Genomic DNA, 23,319 nt, shown 5'->3' on the forward strand with positions numbered 1-23,319 from the left:
AGATCAGTGGTGAGCGCCGGAGCGGCGATGATCCTCGCCGTGACGGGGCTGGTCGGCAGCGGATCGGCCGCGCAGGCGGCGCAGGCCGCGGTCGGCGACAAGATCCGGCCGGAACTCGCCAAGCAGTTCCAGGCCAAGAACAACCAGGGAGACTTCTGGATCCGGTTCACCGACCGGGCCGATCTCAGCAAGGCCAAAGCCGTCAAGGACTGGGCACAGCGCGGCACCGCGGTCGCCCAGGCCCTGCGCAAGACCGCCGCCGAGAGCCAGGCGAAGGTCCGCGCCGACCTCGACAGCGCGGGCGTGAAGTACCAGACCTTCTGGGCGACCAACGCCATCAAGGTGAGCAGCGGCTCGCTGGCCATGGCGCAGAAGTACGCCGCGCACGCCGAGGTCGAAGGCCTTTACGCCCCGATCGTCTACAAGGTGCCGGAGACCGTCAAGGGCGCCGACGAGCAGACGGTGAACGCCCTCGAGTGGGGCATCGCGAACATCAACGCCGACGACGTCTGGTCCCAGTACGGCGTCAAGGGCGAGGGCATCACCATCGCCAACATCGACACCGGCGTCCAGTTCGACCACCCGGCGCTGGTGGCCTCCTACCGCGGCAACAACGGCGACGGCACGTTCGACCACGACTACAACTGGTTCAACGCGGCCGACACCTGTGCGGCTGCGCCCTGTGACGACGACGGCCACGGCACGCACACCATGGGCACGATGGCCGGTTCCGACGGCGCGAACCAGATCGGTGTCGCCCCCGGGGTCAAGTGGATCGCGGCCAACGGCTGCTGCCCCAGCGACGCCGCCCTGATCACCTCGGGCGAGTGGATGCTGGAGCCCACGGACCTCGACGGCCAGAACCCGAACGCCGCCAAGCGGCCGAACATCATCAACAACTCGTGGGGCACCGAGCTGCCCTCCAACGACCCGTTCATGGAGGACGTGACGCTGGCCTGGACCGCGTCGGGCATCTTCGGGACCTGGTCCAACGGCAACAACGGTTCCGGCTGCCAGACCAGCGGCTCGCCGGGCAGCCTGGTCAGCAACTACTCGACCGGCGCGTACGACGTCAACAACAACATCGCCGGGTTCTCGTCCCGGGGTGTCGGGCAGAACGGCGAGATCAAGCCGAACATCTCCGCGCCGGGCGTGAATGTGCGCTCGAGCGTGCCGGGTGACGGGTACGCCAGCTTCAGCGGCACCTCGATGGCCGCGCCGCACCTTGCCGGCGCGATCGCGCTGCTGTGGTCGGCGGCCCCGGCGCTGGTCGGCGACATCGACGCGACCCGCGCGCTGCTCAACGGCGCGGCGATCGACAAGGCCGACGCCCAGTGCGGCGGCACCGCCGCCGACAACAACGTCTACGGCGAAGGCCGGCTGGACGCTCTCGTGCTGCTCAACTCCGCGCCGATCGGCGACACCGGCACCCTGGCCGGCACCGTCACCGACGCGGCCACCGGCAGCCCGCTGGCCGGCGCGACGGTGACCGTCACCGGCGCGATCGGGCGTGAAGTGACCACCGGCGCCGACGGCAGGTTCTCCACCCTGCTGCCGGTCGGCGACTACCAGGTCGCGGTGGCGCTGTTCGGCTACACCGGCGTCACGCGGTCGGCGACCGTCACCGACGGCGCGACCACGACCGTCGACGTCGCGCTGAGCCCGGTGCCCAGCGTCGACGTCACCGGCTCGGTCACCGACGGCTCCGGCCACGGCTGGCCGCTGTACGCGAAGGTCACCGTGGAGGGCCCGTCGGGCGTCTACGACCACACCACTCCGGTCAACGGCCGCTACAGCCTGCGGCTGCCGGCCGGGGCGACGTACACCCTGAAGGTCGAGCCGCAGTATCCGGGCTACCAGACCGTCACCAAGGAGGTCGTGGTCGGGACGGGCAACACCGTCGCGAACGTCGCCGTGCCGGTGGACCCCGCCAAGTGCACGACGGCACCCGGCTACGGCTACGGCTCGGACGGGGAGTACGAGACCTTCGACGGCACGACCGTGCCGCCGGGCTGGTCCGTGGTGGACATCGCGGGAACCGGCCAGGTCTGGAAGTTCACCGACGACGGCGGCCGCGGCAACCTCACCGGCGGCAGCGGCAACTTCGCGATGATCGACAGTGACGACTACGGGCTCGGCGGGAAGCAGGACACCTCGCTGGTCAGCCCGGTGGTGAACCTGACGGCCGTCACAGCGCCGGTCATCCGGTTCAACCAGGACTTCAACCAGCTGGGCTCGGACCGGGCCGACGTCGACCTCAGCCTCGACGGCGGCGCCACGTGGACCAACGTGCTCCGGCAGGCGGCGGACTTCCGCGGGCCGCGCACGACCGAGATCCCGATCCCGCAGGCCGCCGGACAGGCACAGGTCCAGGTCCGCTTCCACTACTACGACGCGTCGTACGAGTGGTGGTGGGAGGTCGACAACGTGCTGATCGGCAGCCAGGTGACCTGCGCGCCGGTCGGCGGCGGCCTGGTGGTCGGGCACGTCCGTGACAAGAACGACAGCAGCTACGTCAACGGGGCGACCGTCACCAGCGACGACCGGCCGGCCGAGAAGGCCACCACGGTGGCGACCCCGGACGACCCGGAACTGCCCGACGGCTTCTACTGGCTCTACTCGTCGCTGACCGGCGCGCACCCGTTCACCGCGCGGGCCGGCAACTACGTCAGCCTGAGCAAGTCCGTCACGGTCCAGGCCGACTGGGCGACCGCGGCGACGTTCCAGCTCGCGGCGGGCCGGCTCAAGGTGGCTCCGGCCGCGCTGAGCGCCACGGTCCTCATGCCCACCGGCAAGGCGACCAAGACGTTCACCGTGACCAACACCGGCGGGGCACCGGTCGAGGTCGAGTTCAGTGAGCGTGAGGGCGGCTTCGAGCTGCTGCGGGCCGACGGCTCGCGGACGACCAAGCAGCAGGTCCTCGGCGGTGCCGGCGCACCGGAGCAGCGGCTGAACGTGCCGACGTCGCTGGCGAAGAAGTCGTCGGGCAAGTCGCCCAACGCGGTCTCGCCCGCGGTCGGCCCGCAGGCCGACCCCTGGACGGACATCGCCGACTACCCGGCCAACGTGATGGACAACCGGGTGGTGACCCTCGACGGCAAGGTCTACTCCATCGCGGGCAGTGACGGGTCGGACTCCACGACGAAGAACTTCGTCTACGACCCGATCGCCCAGACCTGGACGGCGATCGCCGATCTGCCCGGAGCCCGCAACGCCATGGCAGTGGGCGTCGTCGGCGGGAAGATCATCGCGACCGGCGGCTGGGGCGACTCCGGCCCGGACGGCACCACCTGGTCCTACGACCCGGCGGCCAACACCTGGACGGAGAAGGCCGACAACCCCGCACCGCGCTCCGCGGCCGGGCAGGCCGTCGCCGACGGCAAGTTCTACGCCATCGGCGGCTGCACCACCTCCGCCTGTACCCCGATGTCGAACGACGTGGTCCGCTACGACCCCGCCACCGACACCTGGGCGGCCGTCGCCGACTACCCGAAGTCGGTGGCCTTCGCCTCCTGCGGCGGCATCGACGGCACGATCTACTGCACCGGCGGCAACGACGGCTCCGCAGCCCAGAAGGCGAGCTACTCCTACGACCCGGGCACCGACACCTGGACGCCCATCGCGGACGCGCCCGTCGACAGCTGGGCCAGCTCGTTCGCCGTCGCGAGCGGCAGGCTGCTCGTCGTCGGCGGGTCGCAGGGCGGGGCCATCACCAACGCCGGCTTCGCCTACGACCCGGCGACCGGCTCCTGGTCCAACCTGCCCAACGCCAACACCGCCCGGTACCGCGGCGGCGCGGCGTGCGGCTTCTACAAGATCGGCGGTTCGTCGGGCAACTTCAGCGCGACGCCGGACAGCGAGGTCCTGCCGGGTCTTGAGGGCTGTGCCGATGCGGCCGCCGACGTCAGCTGGCTGACGATCGACAAGACCGCCGTCACGCTGGCACCCGGTGCGAAGGTCACCGTCACCGTCACCATGACGGCGAACGTCGACCAGCCGGGCAAGTACACCGCCTCGGTCGGGATCAAGGAGAACACGCCGTACACGGTGGCTCCGGTGGACGTCACGATGAACGTGACGCCGCCGAAGACCTGGGGCAAGCTGCTGGGCACCGTCACCGGTACCAGCTGCCAGGGCGTGGGCTCGCCGATCGTCGGCGCGGTGGTCCAGGTGGACTCGTGGGCGAACTCGTGGACCTTCGCCACCGACGCCCAGGGCAAGTACGCCTACTGGATGGACCGCCGCAACAACCCGCTGCAGTTGATCGTCGCCAAGGACGGCTGGAAGCCGCAGACCCGTCAGACGAGGATCAACACCAGCACACCCACGGTGGAGGACTTCGTGTTGTCTCCCATCAAGTGTTGACGGCTGACCGTTAGCCGATCCGGCCCGCCTGGTCCTTCGACCGGGCGGGCCGGGCCATGTCCGGCGGCGTGCCGCCCGGGGCGGTCAGACCGGGGCGAGGCGGAAACCGACCCCACGGACCGCGTGCACGGTCACCGAGGCGTTGAGGCGGGCGAGTTTGCGGCGCACCCGGCGTACCACGGAGTGCATGTCGGAGCCGCGGCCGAGGTGCTTGTTGCCCCACACCTCCAGGTGCAGCCGCTCGTAGGTCCAGACCTGGCCGGGGACCTCGGTCAGGCAGAGCAGGAAGTCGTGCTCCAAGCGGGTCAGCCCGATCTCCCGGTCGCGCCAGCGCAGCACCCGGCGGTCGGAGTCGACACCCAGATCGGCCGGTGGCACGGCAGGCGGATGCTCGGCATGCCGGGCGGCTGCGGCCTGGACCGGGGGAGCGGCCGCGGGCGCCGGTGCACGGGGCACGCCGAGGAACTCCCGGGCCTGGTCGACGCTGGAGACGATCAGCAGGGCGGCGCTCCCGCCGAGCAGACCCGCCAGGTGCCGCCGCTCGGCAGGCGAGGATGCGATGCCGATGACCAGGGAGGAGACCGGAATTCCCCGCATCTGCCCACCTTCCCGCTCCCCGCTGGTTCCAGGGGGTTTCCGCGCTGCCGACCGAAAGATCCGCAATAGGTGCCCCGACCCTAACCGACGACGGGTCTCGATGGGGGTAAATATCGGTGGCGATGAGTGCCTGATGTCCGGGTCGAACACACCGGATACGGCGACGGGAGGTGTGCCAAGCTCCTCGCTTGTCCCTCCCGCAGTTCCATTCTAACGGACCGTCCCCCCACGTCGAATCGGCCCGAATGACGATCTTTGTGCGCTGAGTCGCACATAAGCTCGTGACTCCACCCCATTCGCCACTCACCGGGGAGCTTTGTGCCTGACGCAAGAACGCAGGAGATCGCCAGCGAGCAGCAGGTCGTCGACCGCGTCTACGACCGGACCGACACCATGCGCACCCAGGCCCAACAGCTGGCCAAGGAGGGCCACGGCCGCGCCGCCGCCGGACCCGCCGGCGGACTCGTGGAACGCGACGCGATGGTCCACCACGCGGCCGGGAAACTGCGCTCGCTGGACGCCGAAGCCGAAGGACTCGTGTTCGGGCGGCTCGACCTCGACGACGGCGAGACCTACCACATCGGGCGGCTCGGCGTACGCGACGAGGACCGCGAACCGCTGCTCATCGACTGGCGGGCCCCCGCCGCGGCGGCCTTCTACCGGGCCACGCCCGGCGAACCGCTCGGCGTCGTGCGCCGCCGCGTCATCATCAGCCGCGGCCGCGAGGTCGTCGACCTCGACGACGACCTGCTGACCCCCGACGACGCCGGAGACCTGCGCGTACTGGGCGAAGGCTCGCTGCTCGCGGCGCTGCAGCGCGCCCGCGGCCCGCAGATGCGCGACATCGTCACCACCATCCAGCGCGAACAGGACGAGGCGATCCGGGCCCCCGCCCGCGGTGTCACCCTCATCACCGGCGGTCCGGGCACCGGCAAGACGCAGGTCGCCCTGCACCGCGCCGCGTACCTGCTCTACACCGACCGGGGCCGGTTCGCCGACGGGCGGGTCCTGGTCGTCGGCCCGTCCACGGTGTTCACCAACTACATCAGCCGGGTGCTGCCCGCCCTCGGCGAGGACAGCATCCACCTGCGCGCCATCGGCGAACTCGTCGACGGCGTGACCGCGACCCGCCGCGACCCCGCGCCGGTCGCCGAGATCAAGGGCAGCACCCTCCTCATGGACGCCGCCCTGGCCGAGCTGATCTGGCAGGCACCGCCGACCGCACCGGACCATTTGAAACTGGTGTACGCAGGCCAGGTCATCAAGCTGGGGCACGCCGAGCTGCGGGCCGTCCGCGAGGTGGTGCGCACCCGCGCGGCGGCGTCGGGCACGCTGCCCAACTCCGGCCGGCCTCTGGCCGCGAAGGCGCTGCTGGAGGCGCTGTGGGCAGCGGTCGACGGCGAGCACCTGGAACGCGAGCTGTTTGTCGAGGACGTCGGCGACCGCCCCGAGTTCCGGCGCTTCCTCGCGGCCTGGTGGCCCCGGCTGACCCCGGCCGACGTGCTGGCCTGGCTCGGCGACGCCCACCGGGTCCGCGGCGTGCTCGGCGACGAGGCGGCCGAGGCCCTCGCCGCGTCCTACCACGGTCGCACCGACTGGTCCGTGGACGACGTGCCGCTGCTTGACGAACTCGACGAGCTGCTCGGCGAGCCGCCCGCCGCTCCCAAGGCTCAGGTCGAGCCCGCGCGGCTGCGGGAACTGACCATGGGCCCGCAGCTGGTCGACACCTTCGTGCTCAGCTGCGGGCTGCACGACGGCTGGAGCCTGTACGCGCCCGGACTGCCCACCCCGATGGCGGTCGCCGGGCAGAGCATCGACAATGACGCGAGCGCCCAGGCACAGCGCTGGGCCGCGGCGATCATCCTGCGCGAAGGCCACCAGGTCGTCAGCTGGATCGACGGCTTCGACCCCTACGGCGAAGACGGCTACGTGCCGGTGCTCGCCGAGCCGCTGCCTGTAGCCGAACCCGACGACGAGCCGGCCACCTGGGACGACTACGCCCACGTGATCCTCGACGAGTCCCAGGACCTGTCCCCGATGGAGTGCCGGATGATCGGGCGGCGGGCGGCGTACGCCTCGATGACGATCGTGGGCGACCTCGGCCAGGCGACCCATCCACTGGCCGCCCCGACGTGGCAGGAACTGCTGGCCCGGCTCGACCGCCGCGACGCCCGGATGCTCGACCTGCGCACCGGTTACCGGGTGCCGCAGGTGCTCGCGGACTACGCGGCACGGGTGCTGGCCCCGGGCATCGAGCCGACCCAGTCGTACCGGCCGGGCGGCGAGCTGTCGGTGCGGCAGGTCGACGACCTTGCCGCGGCCGTGCGCGACGCCGCGCGGGCCGCGCCGGGGGAGGGCAGTGTCGCCGTCGTCGTGGCCGATCACATGAGCGGGGCGATCGTGTCGGCCGTCGACGCGCCCCACGTCACGGTGGTGCCCGCGGGCCTGGTCAAGGGGCTCGAGTACGACCATGTGATCGTCGTGGAGCCGGCCGAGATCGTGGCCGCCGAATCCCGTGGGCAGCAGCGGCTGTACGTCGTGCTGACCCGCGCGGTCGCCCGCCTGGAAGTCCTGCACCACCAGCCGCTGCCCGCCGTCCTGGCAGCCGCCGCCGGGTAGCCGCCACATCGAGCATCCGGCGCTGGCGGCGTTCGCCGCCTCCGGACACCCGGCTTGAGTGGAGCCGGCCAGCACGCGACCACGGGATCGCCGCGGAAGCCCGCCGACATCGCCGTCATGCGCGATCATGTCGCGGTGAGTCAGTACTTCAGCATCGGCGACCAGGATCTGTGGAACCCGGCCAGCAGAGTCGGGCAACTGTTCTACCGCACCGCCGGTGTCATGGCGCAACTCGTGGACACCCCGCACGGACTGCACGACACCGAGCAGGACGAGTACCAGGTGGACCCCGTGCAGTTCATGGCATTCGTCGACGCGCTCGCGCGCTGCCACCTCAGCTCGACCCACACCGCGCTGCGTACCCTGATCTCGGGATTCCTCGCCACGGCGGTCGTCCTGACCGAAAGGGCCGGGCTTGCCGTGCCCGCGCTGACCGAGCCGGTCGTGGCGAAGCCGCGGGATCACTCGTGCACGACCGAGAGGCCCGACGTGAGCGGTGACATCGTGGCACTGTTCGCCCGATCCCGCGAACTCGACCGGACGATGGCGCGGTGACGGCGGCCGTCGGCGAGAACGCCTGGGCGTCGCTGGAGCACGCCTACGGACCTGCGACCGACACACCCGCCGCCGCATCATGTCGGGGTACAGCGACGATCGTCGCCCATGTCCGCGCGTGGCGTAGTGCCTGTCGACAACCCTGCCAGGGCAGTACGTGTCTACTGAAGCCCACAACTTCTGGGTGGTAACCACAACCCAGAAGTTGTGGGCTTCGCAGCGACATGGGTTCCTGGCCGGCATGTTCGTGGCCTGCCGTGGGCGGAGTTCGCCGATTGTTGACCGCGATCTCGCAGAGATCGGCGATCGCGGACCTGAGGAGTTCGAGGACGAGACCGACCTGCGCGTCGCGCTGCTGTTCTCACTGGCCGCATCCGGTAGGAAGGGCACCTTCTACAACGCTTGGCGTTAGCAGGTGCCCTTCCCGCGGGTCAGTCGGTGCCGGACTCCATGGCGGCGTTGTCGAGCAGTTCGTCTCCGCCGTGCACGTGTCCGCGGGAGGCGATCGTGTCGGCGCCGCCCTCGGGGAGCACCCCGATGAGCTGGTGCGGGCCGGGCTGTACTGCGGCGGTCACCTGCAGGTGCGAGCCGCTGCCGACGATGCCGAGCTGGGCGTACTGCTCCAGCTTGGCGCGCGAGTCGGCGATGTCGAGGTTGCGCATGGTCAGCTGGCCGATCCGGTCGACCGGGCCGAACGCGGAGTCCTCGGTGCGCTCCATGGACAGCTTGTCCGGGTGGTAGCTGAGCGAGGGGCCGGTCGTGTCGAGGACCGAGTAGTCCTCGCCGCGCCGCAGCCGCAGCGTGACCTGTCCGGTGATCGCCGAGCCGACCCAGCGCTGCAGGGCCTCGCGCAGCATCAGCGACTGCGGGTCGAGCCAGCGGCCCTCGTACAGCAGCCGGCCCAGGCGGCGGCCGTCGTTGTGGTAGGCGGCGACGGTGTCCTCGTTGTGGATCGCGTTGACCAGGCGCTCGTATGCGGCGTGCAGCAGCGCCATGCCGGGCGCCTCGTAGATGCCGCGGCTCTTGGCCTCGATGATCCGGTTCTCGATCTGGTCGGACATGCCGATGCCGTGCCGGCCGCCGATGGCGTTGGCCTCCAGGACCAGGTCGACGGGGGAGCCGAACTCCTTGCCGTTGATGGTCACCGGCCGGCCCTGCTGGAAGCCGATTGTGACGTCCTCGGGCTCGATCTGCACGGTGCTGTCCCAGAACCGCACGCCCATGATCGGCTCGACGATCTCGATGCCGGTGTCGAGGCGTTCGAGGGACTTGGCCTCGTGGGTCGCGCCCCAGATGTTGGCGTCGGTGGAGTACGCCTTCTCGGTGCTGTCGCGGTAGGGCAGGTCACGGGCGAGCAGCCACTCCGACATCTCCTTGCGGCCGCCGAGCTCGCTGACGAACTGGGCGTCCAGCCACGGCTTGTAGATCCGCAGGGACGGGTTGGCGAGCAGGCCGTAGCGGTAGAACCGCTCGATGTCGTTGCCCTTGAACGTGGAGCCGTCGCCCCAGACGCCGACGCCGTCCTCCAGCATCGCCCGCACCAGCAGGGTGCCGGTGACGGCACGGCCGAGCGGGGTGGTGTTGAAGTAGGCGCGGCCGCCGGACCGGATGTGGAACGCGCCGCAGGCCAGGGCGGCGAGGCCTTCCTCGACCAGCGCCGCGCGGCAGTCGACCAGCCGGGCGACCTGCGCGCCGTAGGCGTGCGCGCGGCCGGGCACCGAAGCGATGTCCGGTTCATCATATTGGCCGATGTCTGCGGTATAGGTGCACGGAATCGCACCTTTTTCGCGCATCCACGCGACAGCTACTGAGGTGTCGAGGCCGCCGGAAAAGGCGATTCCGACGTGATCACCGACAGGAAGGGACGTTAGTACCTTGGACACCTGCAAAGTATATGCACACGGCCGTATGACTATGCAAGTCGCTGGGTGGAGTGAGTCGCGGGCCTCATGTCGCGCATCGGTCATGTCGGGCCTGACCTGGGTCTAGCCTGTGAGCGGAGACCCCGAGTCCTTGAAGCGGCTGGTGGTGGCGATGTCGCAGGCACGGCTGGTGCTGCTCGACGGGAGCACCTTCTTCACCACGAACGGGCTGGGCGACACCGACGGACCCGAGGACGGCCTGTACTTCGCCGACACCCGGCACCTGTCGTCGTGGCGGCTGACCCTCGACGGCGCGGAACTGCACCTGCTCAGCTACGACCTGCCCCAGTACTACTCGGCCCGCATCCACGCGACGCTGCCCAGCGTGAGCGTGGGCGTCAACCCGACGGTGTCCGTGCGGCGCGACCGCATCGTCGCGACCGGCGTGCACGAGGACCTGATCGTCGAGAACTACAGCGACGAGGAGTTGGAGCTGGCCCTCGAACTGTCCCTGGATGCCGACTTCGCCGACGTCTTCGAGGTCAAGGACCAGAAGATCGGCTCCAGGCAGGTGACCGTCTCCGTCGACACGGACACGATCACCTTCGGATACCGCAACGGCGGCTTCACCCGCGCGACCTCGGTCACCTTCTCCGAGCCCGGCGTCCTCCAGCCGACCGGCATGCGGTGGGCGGTCAAGCTGCCCGCCCGCGGCACCTGGACCACCTGCATCGACGTGATCTGCTCGGACAACCAGGGCGCGCACAAGCTCCGGGTGGGACACGGCGGGTTCGGGCAACTGGAACCGGACATGCCGCAGACGATGCAGCAGTGGCTGGACAGCTCCCCGGTGCTGCACACGAGCTTCGACCCGGCCCGGCACGCCTACCGGCATGCCCTGCTCGACCTGGCCGCGCTGCGGTTCCGCCCGTTGCCGGGCGCGGCGCACTCGGTGCCGGCCGCCGGCGCGCCCTGGTTCATGGCCCTGTTCGGCCGGGACAGCCTCATCACCGCCTACCAGGCGCTGCCGTTCCACGCCCGGCTCGCCCGGACCACCCTGGAGGCGCTGGCCACGGTGCAGGCGAGGGAGGTGGACGATTTCCGGGACGCCGATCCGGGCAAGATCCCGCACGAACTGCGGCACGGCGAACTCACCGTCACCGGCCGCACTCCGCACAGCCCCTATTACGGCACGCACGACGCGACCCTGCTGTTCCTGATCCTGCTCGACGAGTACGAGCGGTGGACCGCCGACACCGCGCTGGTCCGCAGCCTGGAACCGGCGGCGCGGGCCGCCGTGGCCTGGATGCGGGGCCCGGCAGACCCTGACGGCGACGGTTATCTGGAGTACCGGACCCGGTCTCCGCAGGGCCTGGCCAACCAGTGCTGGAAGGACTCCTGGAACTCGATCATGTTCGCCGACGGCCGCGTCGCCGACCCGCCCATCGCCACCTGCGAGATCCAGGGGTATGCCTACGACGCGCGCCGCCGCACCGCCCGCCTGGCCCGGGAGGTCTGGCACGACCCCGACTTCGCCGAGCAGCTGGACAAGGAGGCCGACGCGCTGCGGCAGCGGTTCAACACCGACTTCTGGCACACCGGACGCGGCCACTTCGTGCTCGCCCTCGACGGCGACAAACGCCAGGTCGACGCGGCCACCTCGAACATCGGCCACCTGCTGTGGAGTGGCATCGTCGACGACGAGCACGCCGAGGCCACCGTCGCGCTGCTGCTCGGCCCACGGATGCATTCCGGCTGGGGTATCCGGACCATGTCCAGCGCCGACCACGGCTACAACCCGATCGAATACCACAACGGCACCGTCTGGCCGCACGACACCGCGATCATCGCGGAGGGCCTGCGCCGCTATGGACACCGCGACCAGGCCGCCGAGCTCGCGGTCAAGCTGCTGGAGGCGGCGGCCGCGTTCGATTACCGGCTGCCCGAGGTCTTCGCGGGCTTCGACCGCCAGGGCGACAAGCCGGTGGAGTACCCGACACCATCCTCGCCGCAGGCCTGGTCGGCGGGGTCGGTGCTGCTGGTGCTGCGTACCCTGTTCGGCCTCGACGTGGAGGGCGGGACGCTGCGGTGGGCGCAGCGCCCCGCGGCGTTCGACGGGCCGCTGCGCCTGGAGCACATGCTCGTCCGCGGTCGGCGGCACACCGTCGAGATCTGATCCCGCCAGGCCGCGGCCCGCCTGACGGAGCCGCGGCCGATCGATCCCGCTCAGGCGGCGATGCCGTCGACCGGGCGGTCGTAGTGGCGGTGCGCGGCGATCGCGGCCGACAGCTCGGCCAGGAACGTGTTGTCGGCGACCTTGCCGGGGGCGAGGAAGACGACCCCGTCGAGCGCGCCGGCGGCGGGCTTGCTGGGCGGTCCGGCGACCCGGTCCGACGCCTCGTACACCGGCAGCCGTGCCGCCTGCACGAGCCGGTCGCCGACCCCGAGCACCCCGATCGCCTTGCCGTGCTTGTACGCCTCGGCCACGAAGTGCACCGCGCAGCCGTCGTTGACCAGCTTGTCCACGGCCGCATCGCCGTCGGCGACGACCACGGCGTCGTACAGCACCGAGGCGACGGTGTTCATCGCCCGGGTCACCTGCAGCGCACCGCCCGTCGACGCGGTCACCGGCCCGTCGACCAGCCCGAGCAGTTCCACGACCGCGCCGTCCAGGACGAGGGCGTCACGCACGGTTTCGACCCCGGCGTCGACGCCGTCCGCGACCAGCACCGCGACCTTGCGGCCGACGATCCCGGTGCTGCCGGGCAGGCTCGCCTGGCTCAGCGCCGGAGACATCCGGCCGTGGTTGGCCGGTCCCGCGGCCGGGGACGGCACCCCGATCCCGGCGGCCACCGCGACGGCGAGCTGGTGGTCGATCTGGTTGAGGTGCTCGACCATCCGCTCGCGGATGTGCAGGTGCTCGACCTTGCCCAGTTCGAAGCGGTACGCCGCGACGATGTGCTCCTTCTCCCACGCGGCCATGCTGTTCCAGAACAGCGTGGCCTGGCTGTAATGGTCGGAGAAGGTCTCCGAGCGCTTGCGCTCCTTGATCCCGTCGACGTGTTCCGGCGTGTGCACGAACGCTCCACCGCCGGCGCCCGGCACCACGGGGCAGCCGCCGCCCAGCGAGTTCGGGTGGTAGTTGGCCTGCCCCAGCGGGATGTCGTCCTGGTGGAAGCCGTCCTGCTGGTGGTTGCGCACCGGCGCGAGCGGCCGGTTGATCGGGATCTGCGCGAAGTTCGGCCCGCCGAGCCGGGTCAGCTGCGTGTCGAGGTAGGAGAACAGCCGCGACTGCAGCAGTGGATCGTCGGTGAAGTCGATGCCCGGCACGACGTTCTGCAGGCAGAAGGCGACCTGCTCGGTCTCGGCGAAGAAGTTGTCCGGGTTGCGGTCCAGGACCATTCGCCCGACCGGGATCACCGGCACGACCTCCTCCGGGATGATCTTCGTGGCGTCCAGCAGGTCGATGTCGTCGAACGCGAACTCGTCGCTCTCGGCGATCAGCTGCACGCCGAGTTCGTACTCCGGGTAGACGCCTGCCTCGATCGACTCCCACAGGTCGCGGCGGTTGAAGTCCGGGTCCTTTCCGGAGATCTTCTGCGCCTCGTCCCAGACCAGCGAGTGCACGCCGGCCAGCGGCGTCCAGTGGAACTTGACGAAGGTGCGGGTGCCGTCGTCGGCCACCAGCCGGAACGTGTGCACGCCGAAGCCCTGCATGGTGCGGAAGCTGCGCGGCAGCGCCCGGTCCGACATCAGCCAGATCACGTGGTGCATGGTCTCGGGCTGCAGCGTGACGAAGTCCCAGAACGTGTCGTGGGCCGACGCGGCCTGCGGGATCTCGTTGTGCGGCTCGGGCTTGACCGCGTGGACGACGTCGGGGAACTTGATGCCGTCCTGGATGAAGAACACCGGCATGTTGTTGCCGACGAAGTCGTAGTTGCCCTGGTCGGTGTAGAACTTCACGGCGAACCCGCGCACGTCGCGCGGGGTGTCGGTCGACCCGCGGGAGCCCTGCACGGTGGAGAACCGCACGAACACCGGCGTACGGGTCCCCGGGTCGGTCAGGAACCGGGCAGCGGTGTACCGCGCCAGCGAACCGTCATAAGGCTGGAAGTAGCCGTGCGCCCCGGAGCCGCGGGCGTGCACCACCCGCTCGGGGATGCGCTCGTGGTCGAAGCGCATGATCTTCTCGCGGCCGTGGAAGTCCTCCAGCAGGGCCGGACCGCGCGGCCCGGCCCGCAGCCAGTTGTCGGTGTCCTCGACGCGGATGCCCTGGTCGGTCGTCAGCTCGGTGTCGAGTTTGTTCAGCCGGTGGGCGTCGAGCTGGGCCGTCTTGGCGTCGCCGCCCGGTGCGGCCGACGCGGCGGCGTTGCGTTCGGCGCGGGCGAGCGCTTCGGCGACGGCGGCCGGGGCCAGCCGCGACCCGGCCTTCTTGGCCGGGGCGGACTTCGCCCTCGGCCCGGCCGCGGCGGCGGACTTCTTCGGCGGGACGGGCTTGGCCCCGGGCCCGGCCTTGGCGGCGAGCTTCTCGGCCGGGGCGGCTTGCACGGCGGGTCCGGCCTTGGCCGCGGCGACCTGGGCACCGGCCTTCTCGGCCGTGGCCCGGCGCGCCGGGGCGGTCTTCGCGGCAGGAGCCGTCTTCGCCGAGCCCGCGACCTTGGCCGCAGTGGGGCCGGACGGAGAGGGAGGCGGCGCAGCCGCGCGCTTGGCCGCCGTCTTCGCCGGGACGGCCTTCGTGGCAGTGGCCTTCTGCACGGTGTCCGGCTTCGGCGCGGCGGCCGTCTTCGCCGTCTTCTTCGTTGCCGCGCCCTCGGTGGATTTGCGCTGCCTGGCCGTCACGACCGCACCTCGTTTCCCCCTGCTGTCCGGGCGAGTAGCTCACGAACCCGGTCGAACACCTCGTCGGGTGGTCCCTGCAACGGCTGTGACTGCCCGTCGGCGACGTCCGGGTGGGCGGCCGACGGCGCCAGCAGTTGCGCGGACTGCATGACCGCCGCCATCCGGGCCAGCTCGGCAGGCTCGGTGACCTCGCGCAGCCGCAGGAACTCCAGCTCCTCCTCGGCCTCCGCGTGGGCCGCCACGGCGTCACGCAGGACCGCGAGCGCGGCGTCGAAACCGGCGTCCGCAACGCCCTGGGCGTAGAGGTCCGACAGCGCCTGTCGCGCCTCGTCCTCCTCGGCCAGCCGGGACGGCACCACCTGCGCCCCGTCGGGCAGTTCCCGCTCTGCCAGCGGGTGCACCAGCTGCTGTTCGACGGTCTCGTGCACCGCCAGGGTGGCGACGAGTTCGGTGAACAGCTCCTGTTTGTGCTCGCCGGTGGCGGACTCGACCTGTGCGAACAGCAGCTTGATCTGCTGATGCTGGCCGAGCAAGGTGTCGATGACGTCCTGTCGGGCTGTGGTCATGGCATGCTCCGTTCGGGTCGACGGCTGGGCTTCATCGCCGTCAGCGGGCCGATGCCCCGGTGAACCGGGCTGCGGAGAAGTTGCCTGGACCAGTCTGAATGCAAGGTACCCAACGTTGAGCTGGGCAAACGCAGATATGCCCGATTAGCCCCTAATGCCCAGCCCAGCCCCAACTCCAGCGCCGGTCGCGTGCTGCCGATGGTTTGACTCGCGGGGCAAGGGGAACTCCACCCGACGGGGAACCGGGCCCGCGTCCGCGCGAGGTGCGCAGGCAGGGACACCCGCCACGGAATGAGGGGACCGCGCCATGACGCAGGAATACAGCGACACCACGCGGCGAGACGCCGGCCAGGGCGGCTCCGGCTCCGGTGGACCGGCAGGCCAGCCGTCCGCCGAGGGCGTGGAGCACGTCCAGCACGACCTCGCCCAGCCTCCGGGCAAGTTCGCCGAGGACGCCTCGCAGGCCACCTCGGGTGAGGGGGCCGTCACCTCCGCTGCCGTGCTGCCCGACGACGAGGACGCCGAGGTGCCCGCAGCCATCGCCCGGCCGAAGCGCGACGAGGCCGCCGCGGGCTGAGACGCCGACGGGGGGCGGCGACCGTCGTGGTCGCCGCCCCCGTCGGGGCACGGGTTCCGGTTGCCGTCAGGACGCGGGCGCGTCGATCTCGGCGCCCTGCTGCGCAACCGGCGCACGGCGGCGGGCCGCACCATCGCCTCGGTCGCCGTGGATGCCGGGCTGTCCGTGCCCTGCATCGCCAACCTGGAGAACGGGCGGGGCAATCCGACCCTGTCCGCCGTCGGCAGCCTCGCCGGTGCGCTGGGCGCAAGCCTGATCGTGGAGCTCGTCGAGGGCGATGTGCCCGAGCCGGCCGCCGCACTGCCCGACTCGCTCGTGCAGTTCTCGCGGTCCGCGCGCTTCTCGGCCGAGGCGGCGCGAATGGCCGAGGTCACCGGCGCACCGGCGACGGCGCTGCGGGAACGCCTGCTGCACGCCATGGCGGTCATGGGTTCGCTGGCGGTCCGGCCGCTGGGTGAGTCCGACTGGCACCGGATCCTCGACACCGCCGTGCTGACCGTGCGCGCCTGAACGCGACCTCGGCGCATACGTCAGCGGGGACATGCTCCGCGTCGACGGCGGGACGGTCCGCTCCGCCTGGTGGAGCGTGCCGTCGAAAGAGGAGGCCGTCGCAGGCGGGGGACACCTAGGATCACGTGATGTCCCAGCCTGTGTACCCGATGCGCACCGAGCGGCTCACCCTGCGCCCGATCACCCTCGACGACCTCGACGACGTGTACGCCTGGCAGGGCCGGCCCGACGTCGCGCGCTGGACGCTCGGCCCCGGGCCGCGTACCCGGGAGCAGTCGCGGTGGTCGGTGGGGGTCATGGCGGGCGAGGACGCGCTGCGGGTGGAGGGGGACGTGCTGACCCTGGCCGTCGTCGCCGACGCTGGGGTGATCGGAACCGTGGAACTGGTATGGCGCAGCGAAGCGGACCGCACGGCCGAACTCGGCTACATCTTCCACCCGGACCACGGCGGGCGCGGGCTGGCCACCGAGGCCGCCCGGGCGCTGCTGGACTGGGGGTTCGGCGAGTTCGGGCTGCACCGGATCTACGGGCGGTGCCACGGCGGCAACGAGGCGTCGGCCCGGATGATGACCCGGCTCGGCATGCGTCAGGAGGCGCGCCACGTCGAGAGCTACCTGTACCGGGGAGAGTGGGCCGACCAGCTCGTCTTCGCCGTACTGGCCCGGGAGTGGCAGCCGCCGGCCGGGGGCTGAGGTCCCCCGTCCGGTGGGGCTGCGACGGTGACGAGCAGGTGCCCAGCGGTCAGGGCCTGAACGACACGATAGTCACCCTGCTCGGCGACCCGCTGACGCCCGCGCAGGTCCTGGACGCGTCCGCGTGGTACGGGGTACGACTCGATCGCCTGACCCGGCGTGTGGACAGGGCTGTGCCGCCGGCAGGCGGGTGGTTTCTGCCGGCGGCGCAGCTGCCTGGTTCAGGCGGTTGCCGCCCGCCGGAGCGTCGGCACGAGGACCGCACCCACCGCGGCGGCGGCGCCGGCGGACACCACGCCCAGGGCCAGTGCCGTGGCGGCGTCGGGATGGATCAGCGACTGTCCGCGCCCGGCCTGCCAGGTGAGCACCCCCAGCAGGCCCGCGTAGGCGAGGCCGCTGATCGTGACGAGCCGGGCCCGCACCGACTCGTCGCGCAGCGCGGGCACCTTGCGCCCCAGCACGGCCAGTGCCGCGGCGGTGATGAGCAGCACGTGTATGCCGTGCAGCCCGACGAAGTGCGGCACGCGGAAGTCGCTCCAGTTGGTCAGGAACATGCCGTGCCCGTCGAGGTCGCCGATGCCGTGTCCCTGGTACATCGTGACGGCGGCACCGTTGGCGTCGACCACCGTGCGTTCGCTGATGTTGGTCGTCATCCACCAGACCGGCACGAGCATGCCGACGGTGGCCAGGACCAGGCCGTGCCGGACGGCCCTGGTGACGGGCTTGCCGAAGGCGCCCTGGGCGAGCGCCGTCCCGGCGACGGCCAGCTGTGCGATGAGGATTCCGGCGACGCCGTAGGTGAACAGCTGGGTCATGGCGACGGTCACGGTGTCGTCGAGGTTGCTGTTGAAATGGCTGAACGTGCCTCTTGCGGCCTGGACGGTGATGCCGGCGACCTCGGCGGTCGCGGCGACGGCGAATACCGTGCCGGCCCACCAGCCGAACCTGCGGGCCTTGCGCAGCTTCGTCACCAGCCAGGCGAGCAAGCCGGAGTACAGCGTGAAGGCGATGGCGAACTTCAGTGGCTTGACCCAGACCGACTCGCCGAGCATCGTGCGGTCGTCGACGGCGATGCCGACCGCGGCGACGAGGGCGAGTGCGATCATCAGGATCACGTTGACCATGAGCGGCCGGTGCCACTCACGCCAGGGGCGGAGCAGGTCTATCGGGGTGCGTCGGTCCATGCGGCAATCGTGTGACGCCGGGCCGACGAGGACGACCGGCACGGTTGCCACTGATCGCAAGGAACGTGCCATCATCACGGCATGTCTTTCCGATCTGTGACGGTGTACGCCCCCGAGGGTGTGGCGGCCTTCGGCCTCGGGCTGGTCGGCGAGATCTTCAGCGGCCGGTTCGCTTTCGACGTCTGCGCCGCGCAGCCGGGCCAGGTGCGCACCGATCTGGGACTCGCCGTGCAGGTGGACGCCGGGCTCGACCGGCTTGCCGAAGCCGACCTGGTCATCGCGCTGCCGGGCAGCCGATTCCGGGAGACGCCGGCTGCGGTCGCGGACGCCTTCCGGGCGGCGGCGGCCCGTGGCGCTACCGTGGCCAGCCACTGCGTCGGTGCGTACGTGCTGGCCGAGGCGGGCCTGCTCGACGGGCGCCGGGCGACCACGCATTGGCGCTTCGCCGCCGAGTTCGCCGAGCGTTATCCCGCGGTGCAGCTGGCCACCGACGTCCTCTACGTCGACGAGGGCCCGGTCGTCACCGGTGCCGGGGCCGCGGCGGGCCTGGACATGTGCCTGCACCTCATCCGCCGCGAGTTCGGCGCCGCGGCGGCCAACGACGTCGCCCGGGAGCTGGTCATCCCGCCGCACCGCGACGGCGGCCAGGCGCAGTACGTGACCGCGCCGGTGCCCGACGGCTTCGAGGACGAGCGGCTCGGTGCGGTGCTCGCCTGGGCCCGCGCCAACACGCACCGGCGGCTTACCGTCGACGAGCTGGCCGCCCGCGCGCTCACCAGCCGCCGCACGTTCCTGCGCCGGTTCGCCGACGCGACCGGCAGCACCCCGCACGCCTGGCTGCTGGCACAGCGGCTCAACCGCGCCGAGGAGCTGCTGGAGGCCAGTGACCTGCCGGTCGAGGAGGTCGCCCGGCAGGTCGGATTCGGATCCGCGGCCGCGCTGCGCGAGCAGTTCGTGCGCCGCCGGGGCGTGCCGCCACGCACCTACCGCAAGGCCTTCGGCAACCGCCCTGCCGACTGAAATGGCGACGGCGCGGCTGATCTCAGCCGCGCCGTCGCCCATCAGGGGATGCCTGGGGTCAGGCGAAGCCGAACAAGGGCGGGAACGCCAGCACGACGATCCAGGCCCAGGCCGCGTACACCACCAGGTAGCGGGTCTGCCACTGCTCCAGCCGGCCGAACGGCAGCCTGCCGCGGATGAAGCCGAGGAACAGCCAGGCCGACCAGGACAGGTTGGCCAGCAGGACGATGTTCTCGCCCAGCGCGGCCGTCTTGTTGGCGGTGAACCCGAACTCGGTGATCCGGCCGGTGATCGCCGCCAGCACCAGCACGTCGATGACGAGCGCGCTGAGCACCAGGGCGAGTTGCAGCTTGTCGAAGATGCCGGGCCGGGCTGCGGGGTCGCGGGCCGAGATGGCGTACAGCAGCAGGCCGAGCACCACGACCAGCAGCAGGTCGAAGATGATCAGCACGTCGCGGTCGACGTCGATGCCGTTGCTGGTCCAGGCGATCGCGCCGAGTAGGACCAGCAGCGTGACCGTGAACAGCGGGGTGAAGACCCGGGTCAGCACCGGGGCCATGTTCTCGATGACGCTCTGCTTCGCCTCCACGAGCCAGGCCGCCACCACGACCGCGGCCATGGCGCCGCAGGGCACCAGCCACGACCCGACGAACGTCTCGGCGTCCAGCCCGATGGCCGAGAAGATGTTCACGGTGAACGCGGTCAGCACGCCGCCGCCGAGGGCGATGAGCACGAAGTAGATGAGCCATTCGCCGGTGAACCGGATGAAGTCCATCCGCCGCCGGTCCGATCGCCACTCGCCGCCCGCGTAGGCGACCCCGACCACGAGCCAGAGCGCGATCGGCAGGTGGATCGCCGCCAGCACCGCGGTCTGCGACTCGATGGCCGTCGGGTAGGCGTTGGCCGCGACCGCCCCGAGGGCGAACAGCGCGGCCAGCACGCCGAGGACGCCGGGGCTCACCCGCCGCCGCCACGCGAAGTAGGCCGCCAGCGGGGCCAGCGCGAACAGGCCGAAGTTGCGCAGGTAGAAGTCGCCGCCGCTGTTGTCGCTGATGTCCACGCCGAACAGGGCCGGCACCTTGAACGCCAGCGCCGCCCCGACCGCGAAGGCGATCATGATGAGCAGGTCGCGCCGCGCGCCGGCGGCTGGTGTGCCGGTGTCGTCGCCGGTCAGCACCAGCTGCTTCCACAGCCGCTCGGAGTGCTCCCGGGCGAACTCGCGGGACAGCTCGTCGAGGCTGCCCATGCGCTTGACGGCGATGAGGAACGCCTCGTCGCTGTGCAGTCCCGCCGCCGTGAGCTCGGCGATCCGGTCGCGCAGGTGGTCCTCCAGCTCCTCGGCGTCGGGCTGGTGCAGCTCGCGCCGGCGGCGCATGTAGGCGCGCCACTCGGCGATCTGCTTCTCGAGGTCGCTGCCGCTGTCGACGGTCATCCGGTCACGCCCCAGGCGGGCGCGGGGATGGGGCGCAGCGCCGTGCCGGCGTTCCAGACGCCGCGCAGGGTGTCCACGACCGCGGCCCACTGGCGGCGCTGCTCAGCCAGCTCCTTCAGGCCTTGGTCGGTGATGCGGTAGTACTTGCGGCGCCGCCCCTCCACCGGGGTGTGCCAGGTCGCCTCGACGTGGCCCAGCCGTTCCAGCCGGTGCAGCAGCGGGTAGAGCAGCCCGTCGGTCCATTCGAGATGGCCCCCGGACAGTTCGTTGACCTGTTTGAGGATCGCGTAGCCATAGCTCTCGCCCTCGGCCAGGATGCCGAGCACGAGGGGGGTCGCCGAGGCCGCGACGAGATCTTTCGTGATGTGCACGAGGACACCGCCTATACCTAGAACTGCTATGCATACTAGTTCTAGGTATGACGGCGTGCAACGCCCTTCGCGATCATGGTGTGGCAGGCTGGGCGGGTGCAGCAGGATCCACTCACCTCGGCCCAGCGGCTCGCGAACCTCGGCGACCACGCCGGCGCGCTCCGGCTCGCCCGCGAGCTGGAGACACAGTACGCGCTGGACGGCGACGACGGCGCGACCATGCTGGTCTGGGTACGCCTGTGCATGGCCCGCTGGCTGGCCGTGCAGCAGGAGCCGGACCGTCCCGCCGCGCTGGCCGTGCTCGATGCTGCGGAGGCCGTCTGGCGCTCGCCCGCGGTCCAGGGATCGCAGCTGGTGCACGTGCTGGGCGCGGAACTCATGTCGCTGCGCAGCTTCGTGCTGCGCCAGCTCGGCCGGGCGGCCGAGAGCCTCGCCGCGGGGGAGCAGGCCCTGGACCTGTTCACCGAGCTGGAGCAGACCGCGCCCGAGGTGCTGTCCGCCGTCGGCCGGGTGCCCCTGCTGCTCAACCGGGGTGCGGCGCTGGCCGACCTCGGCCGCACCGCCGACTCCCTCGCGCCGCTGGGCCAGGCCCTCGACGTGCTGCGCGCCACCGCCCCGGGCGGCCACCGCGACATCGAGATCGAGCTGCTCGTGCTGCGGGGCACGTCGCTGACCCTGCTCGGCAGCTTCGCCGACGCCGAGGCCGCCGAGACGGAGGCGATCGCGCTCGCCCGTACGCAGGCCGACCGGCCCACCCGGCACCTGCTCGCCACCGCGCTGACCAACCACGCCACGACGCTGACCCGGATGCGCCGCTTCGACGAGGCCCTCGCCGCGGTCGGTGAGGCCAAGCGCGTGCTGCGCGAGACCGACGGGGCACCGGCGACCGCCGCGCAGCGCCGCCGCTGGGGGATGCCGCTGTCCACCGAGGCCGAGGTCCTGCTGGCGCAGGGGCGCAGGGCGGACGCCGCACGGTCCGCGCGCCTGGCCGAGCCGATCCTGCGCGAGTACGCCGAGCACGCGCCGCTGCTGGTCGCGGGCTCCCTGGCCAACGTCTGCCTGCTCATCGGCGAGGCCGAGGACGACCCGGCCTACGCTGCCGAGGCGTTCGAGCGCCTCGACACGCTGAACGACCTGTTCCCGGGCCGGTACGAGTACTGGTGGCGGCGCGCCACGGAACTCGTCGCCCGGCTCCGGCCGAGCTGACGGCACGGCGCCGCGATACCGGCGTGCTCCACACCCGGCCCTGGTCCGTCGCCGCCGCCGCGGCGTCAAGAAGCCGCCCGACGCCGTAGCGATCGTGTCAAGGCCGTGGGCGGCACACCTGATGTCCAGGTGTCATGGGACCGTGACACCGACAGCCCCCTCGCCGTACCCCGCCGATACGGCGGCCCGCCCGGCCATCCGCACGTCCACCACCTCCCCTCACGTCCCGGTCGGCGGGGTCGCGATGACCCTCGGCGACGTCCTGCCCTCACTGCGCACCTCGCTGCCGCCCCGCCGGCTCGATCGGGCGCTGTGGCCGCTGACCACCACACACGGGCGTGGCGGCGTCAGCATCGGCGGCGTGCCGCTGATGGAGATCGAGCAGGAGTTCGGCACACCCGCCTATGTCCTGGACGAAGCCGACGTCCGGGAACGCTGCGCCGCCTACGGCGCGGCTTTCGGCCCCACCCAGGTGTACTACGCCGCGAAGGCGCTGCTCAGCCGTGGCCTCACGAGCAGGGCCACCAGCTCGTCGCGGTCGACGGCGGCCTCAGCGACAACCCCCGCCCGGCCCTCTACGGCGCCCGCTACACCGCGGTCCTGGTCGGCCGGGCCAGTCCGGTGGCGACGGTGTCGACGACCGTGGTCGGCCGCCACGACGAGACCGGCGACGTGCTGGTCCGCGATGAGCCGCTGCCCGCCGACCTGCGGCCCGGCGACCTGCTGGCCGTGCCCGGCTGCGGCGCCTACCACTTCCCGCTCGCGTCCAACTACGACCTGGTGGGCCGACCGCCGCTGATCGCGGTCCGCGACGGGCAGGCACGGGTGCTCGTACGCAGGGAGATCTTCGACGACCTCCTGCACCGCGACGAGGCGTGAGCCACGCCGTGGCCGATGCGAAGCGGACCGGCGGGGGCAGGAGAA

18 protein-coding genes are annotated in these 23,319 nt (G+C 71.4%); 11 read left to right on the plus strand and 7 right to left on the minus strand.

What is annotated here, in order from left to right:
- The first annotated feature begins 9 nt into the window (after positions 1–9).
- Entirely contained in the window at positions 10–4,365 is a 4,356-nt protein-coding gene (locus F6W97_RS02540) for a S8 family serine peptidase (RefSeq protein ID WP_230686347.1), read from the plus strand.
- 84 nt (positions 4,366–4,449) lie between these two features.
- Here F6W97_RS02540 and F6W97_RS02545 read toward each other — a convergent pair whose 3' ends face one another.
- A complete protein-coding gene (locus F6W97_RS02545; RefSeq protein ID WP_155368448.1) occupies positions 4,450–4,962 on the minus strand; it encodes a winged helix-turn-helix domain-containing protein in 513 nt (170 codons plus the stop codon).
- Between the two features lie 318 nt (positions 4,963–5,280).
- Between F6W97_RS02545 and F6W97_RS02550 the strand changes: the two genes are divergently transcribed.
- From F6W97_RS02550 to F6W97_RS02560, 3 genes are all read left to right on the plus strand, one after another.
- Entirely contained in the window at positions 5,281–7,581 is a 2,301-nt protein-coding gene (locus tag F6W97_RS02550) for a HelD family protein (protein ID WP_230686348.1), read from the plus strand.
- A gap of 135 nt (positions 7,582–7,716) precedes the next feature.
- On the plus strand, positions 7,717–8,136 hold the full coding sequence (locus F6W97_RS02555) for a DUF6086 family protein (RefSeq protein ID WP_155368449.1): 420 nt from the start codon (positions 7,717–7,719) through the stop codon (positions 8,134–8,136).
- Positions 8,137–8,293: 157 nt separating this feature from the next.
- A complete protein-coding gene (locus F6W97_RS02560) occupies positions 8,294–8,548 on the plus strand; it encodes a hypothetical protein (protein WP_155368450.1) in 255 nt (84 codons plus the stop codon).
- 19 nt (positions 8,549–8,567) lie between these two features.
- Here F6W97_RS02560 and argG read toward each other — a convergent pair whose 3' ends face one another.
- Positions 8,568–10,019 carry an argininosuccinate synthase gene (gene argG / locus F6W97_RS02565; protein WP_155368451.1) on the minus strand — a complete coding sequence of 484 codons (1,452 nt, stop codon included), beginning with the start codon at positions 10,017–10,019 and terminating at the stop codon, positions 8,568–8,570.
- A 109-nt stretch (positions 10,020–10,128) separates the two neighbouring features.
- Between argG and F6W97_RS02570 the strand changes: the two genes are divergently transcribed.
- Positions 10,129–12,174, plus strand: coding sequence for an amylo-alpha-1,6-glucosidase (locus F6W97_RS02570; RefSeq protein WP_155368452.1), 2,046 nt, complete (start codon positions 10,129–10,131; stop codon positions 12,172–12,174).
- Between the two features lie 50 nt (positions 12,175–12,224).
- Here F6W97_RS02570 and F6W97_RS02575 read toward each other — a convergent pair whose 3' ends face one another.
- Together F6W97_RS02575 and F6W97_RS02580 are read right to left on the minus strand one after the other, a co-directional pair.
- Positions 12,225–14,837: a catalase gene (locus F6W97_RS02575; RefSeq protein ID WP_230686349.1), complete on the minus strand. Its 2,613-nt coding sequence runs from the start codon at positions 14,835–14,837 to the stop codon at positions 12,225–12,227.
- Positions 14,834–15,403 (minus strand): hemerythrin domain-containing protein, encoded by a 570-nt coding sequence (locus tag F6W97_RS02580; RefSeq protein WP_155368453.1) that lies wholly within the window; start codon positions 15,401–15,403, stop codon positions 14,834–14,836. The genes F6W97_RS02575 and F6W97_RS02580 overlap by 4 nt, the downstream gene beginning before the upstream one ends.
- 307 nt (positions 15,404–15,710) lie before the next feature.
- Here F6W97_RS02580 and F6W97_RS02585 point away from each other — a divergent pair, with 307 nt between their 5' ends.
- From F6W97_RS02585 to F6W97_RS02595, 3 genes are all read left to right on the plus strand, one after another.
- Complete coding sequence (locus F6W97_RS02585) at positions 15,711–15,980, plus strand: hypothetical protein (RefSeq protein WP_155368454.1); 270 nt, start codon at positions 15,711–15,713, stop codon at positions 15,978–15,980.
- Positions 15,981–16,040: 60 nt separating this feature from the next.
- Positions 16,041–16,490, plus strand: a complete 450-nt coding sequence (locus tag F6W97_RS02590; RefSeq protein ID WP_155368455.1) for a helix-turn-helix domain-containing protein — start codon at positions 16,041–16,043, stop codon at positions 16,488–16,490.
- 128 nt (positions 16,491–16,618) lie between these two features.
- Positions 16,619–17,182, plus strand: a complete 564-nt coding sequence (locus tag F6W97_RS02595; RefSeq protein ID WP_155368456.1) for a GNAT family N-acetyltransferase — start codon at positions 16,619–16,621, stop codon at positions 17,180–17,182.
- 221 nt (positions 17,183–17,403) lie between these two features.
- Here F6W97_RS02595 and F6W97_RS02600 read toward each other — a convergent pair whose 3' ends face one another.
- Positions 17,404–18,366 carry a hypothetical protein gene (locus tag F6W97_RS02600; RefSeq protein ID WP_155368457.1) on the minus strand — a complete coding sequence of 321 codons (963 nt, stop codon included), beginning with the start codon at positions 18,364–18,366 and terminating at the stop codon, positions 17,404–17,406.
- 81 nt (positions 18,367–18,447) lie between these two features.
- Here F6W97_RS02600 and F6W97_RS02605 point away from each other — a divergent pair, with 81 nt between their 5' ends.
- Positions 18,448–19,386, plus strand: coding sequence for a helix-turn-helix domain-containing protein (locus F6W97_RS02605; protein WP_155368458.1), 939 nt, complete (start codon positions 18,448–18,450; stop codon positions 19,384–19,386).
- Between the two features lie 58 nt (positions 19,387–19,444).
- Here F6W97_RS02605 and F6W97_RS02610 read toward each other — a convergent pair whose 3' ends face one another.
- Together F6W97_RS02610 and F6W97_RS02615 are read right to left on the minus strand one after the other, a co-directional pair.
- Positions 19,445–20,818 carry a permease prefix domain 1-containing protein gene (locus tag F6W97_RS02610; protein WP_155368459.1) on the minus strand — a complete coding sequence of 458 codons (1,374 nt, stop codon included), beginning with the start codon at positions 20,816–20,818 and terminating at the stop codon, positions 19,445–19,447.
- The gene (locus F6W97_RS02615; RefSeq protein ID WP_155368460.1) at positions 20,815–21,189 is read right to left on the minus strand and encodes a PadR family transcriptional regulator; all 375 of its coding nucleotides are present in this window, start codon (positions 21,187–21,189) and stop codon (positions 20,815–20,817) included. The genes F6W97_RS02610 and F6W97_RS02615 overlap by 4 nt, the downstream gene beginning before the upstream one ends.
- Positions 21,190–21,285: 96 nt before the next feature.
- Between F6W97_RS02615 and F6W97_RS02620 the strand changes: the two genes are divergently transcribed.
- Together F6W97_RS02620 and F6W97_RS02625 are read left to right on the plus strand one after the other, a co-directional pair.
- The gene (locus F6W97_RS02620; RefSeq protein WP_155368461.1) at positions 21,286–22,395 is read left to right on the plus strand and encodes a tetratricopeptide repeat protein; all 1,110 of its coding nucleotides are present in this window, start codon (positions 21,286–21,288) and stop codon (positions 22,393–22,395) included.
- Positions 22,396–22,707: 312 nt separating this feature from the next.
- On the plus strand, positions 22,708–23,274 hold the full coding sequence (locus F6W97_RS02625) for a type III PLP-dependent enzyme domain-containing protein (protein ID WP_230686350.1): 567 nt from the start codon (positions 22,708–22,710) through the stop codon (positions 23,272–23,274).
- Positions 23,275–23,319: the final 45 nt, after the last annotated feature.

The sequence above is a fragment of the Catellatospora vulcania genome, from assembly GCF_009720385.1.
In the GTDB taxonomy this organism is placed as follows: Bacteria; Actinomycetota; Actinomycetes; order Mycobacteriales; family Micromonosporaceae; genus Catellatospora; species Catellatospora vulcania.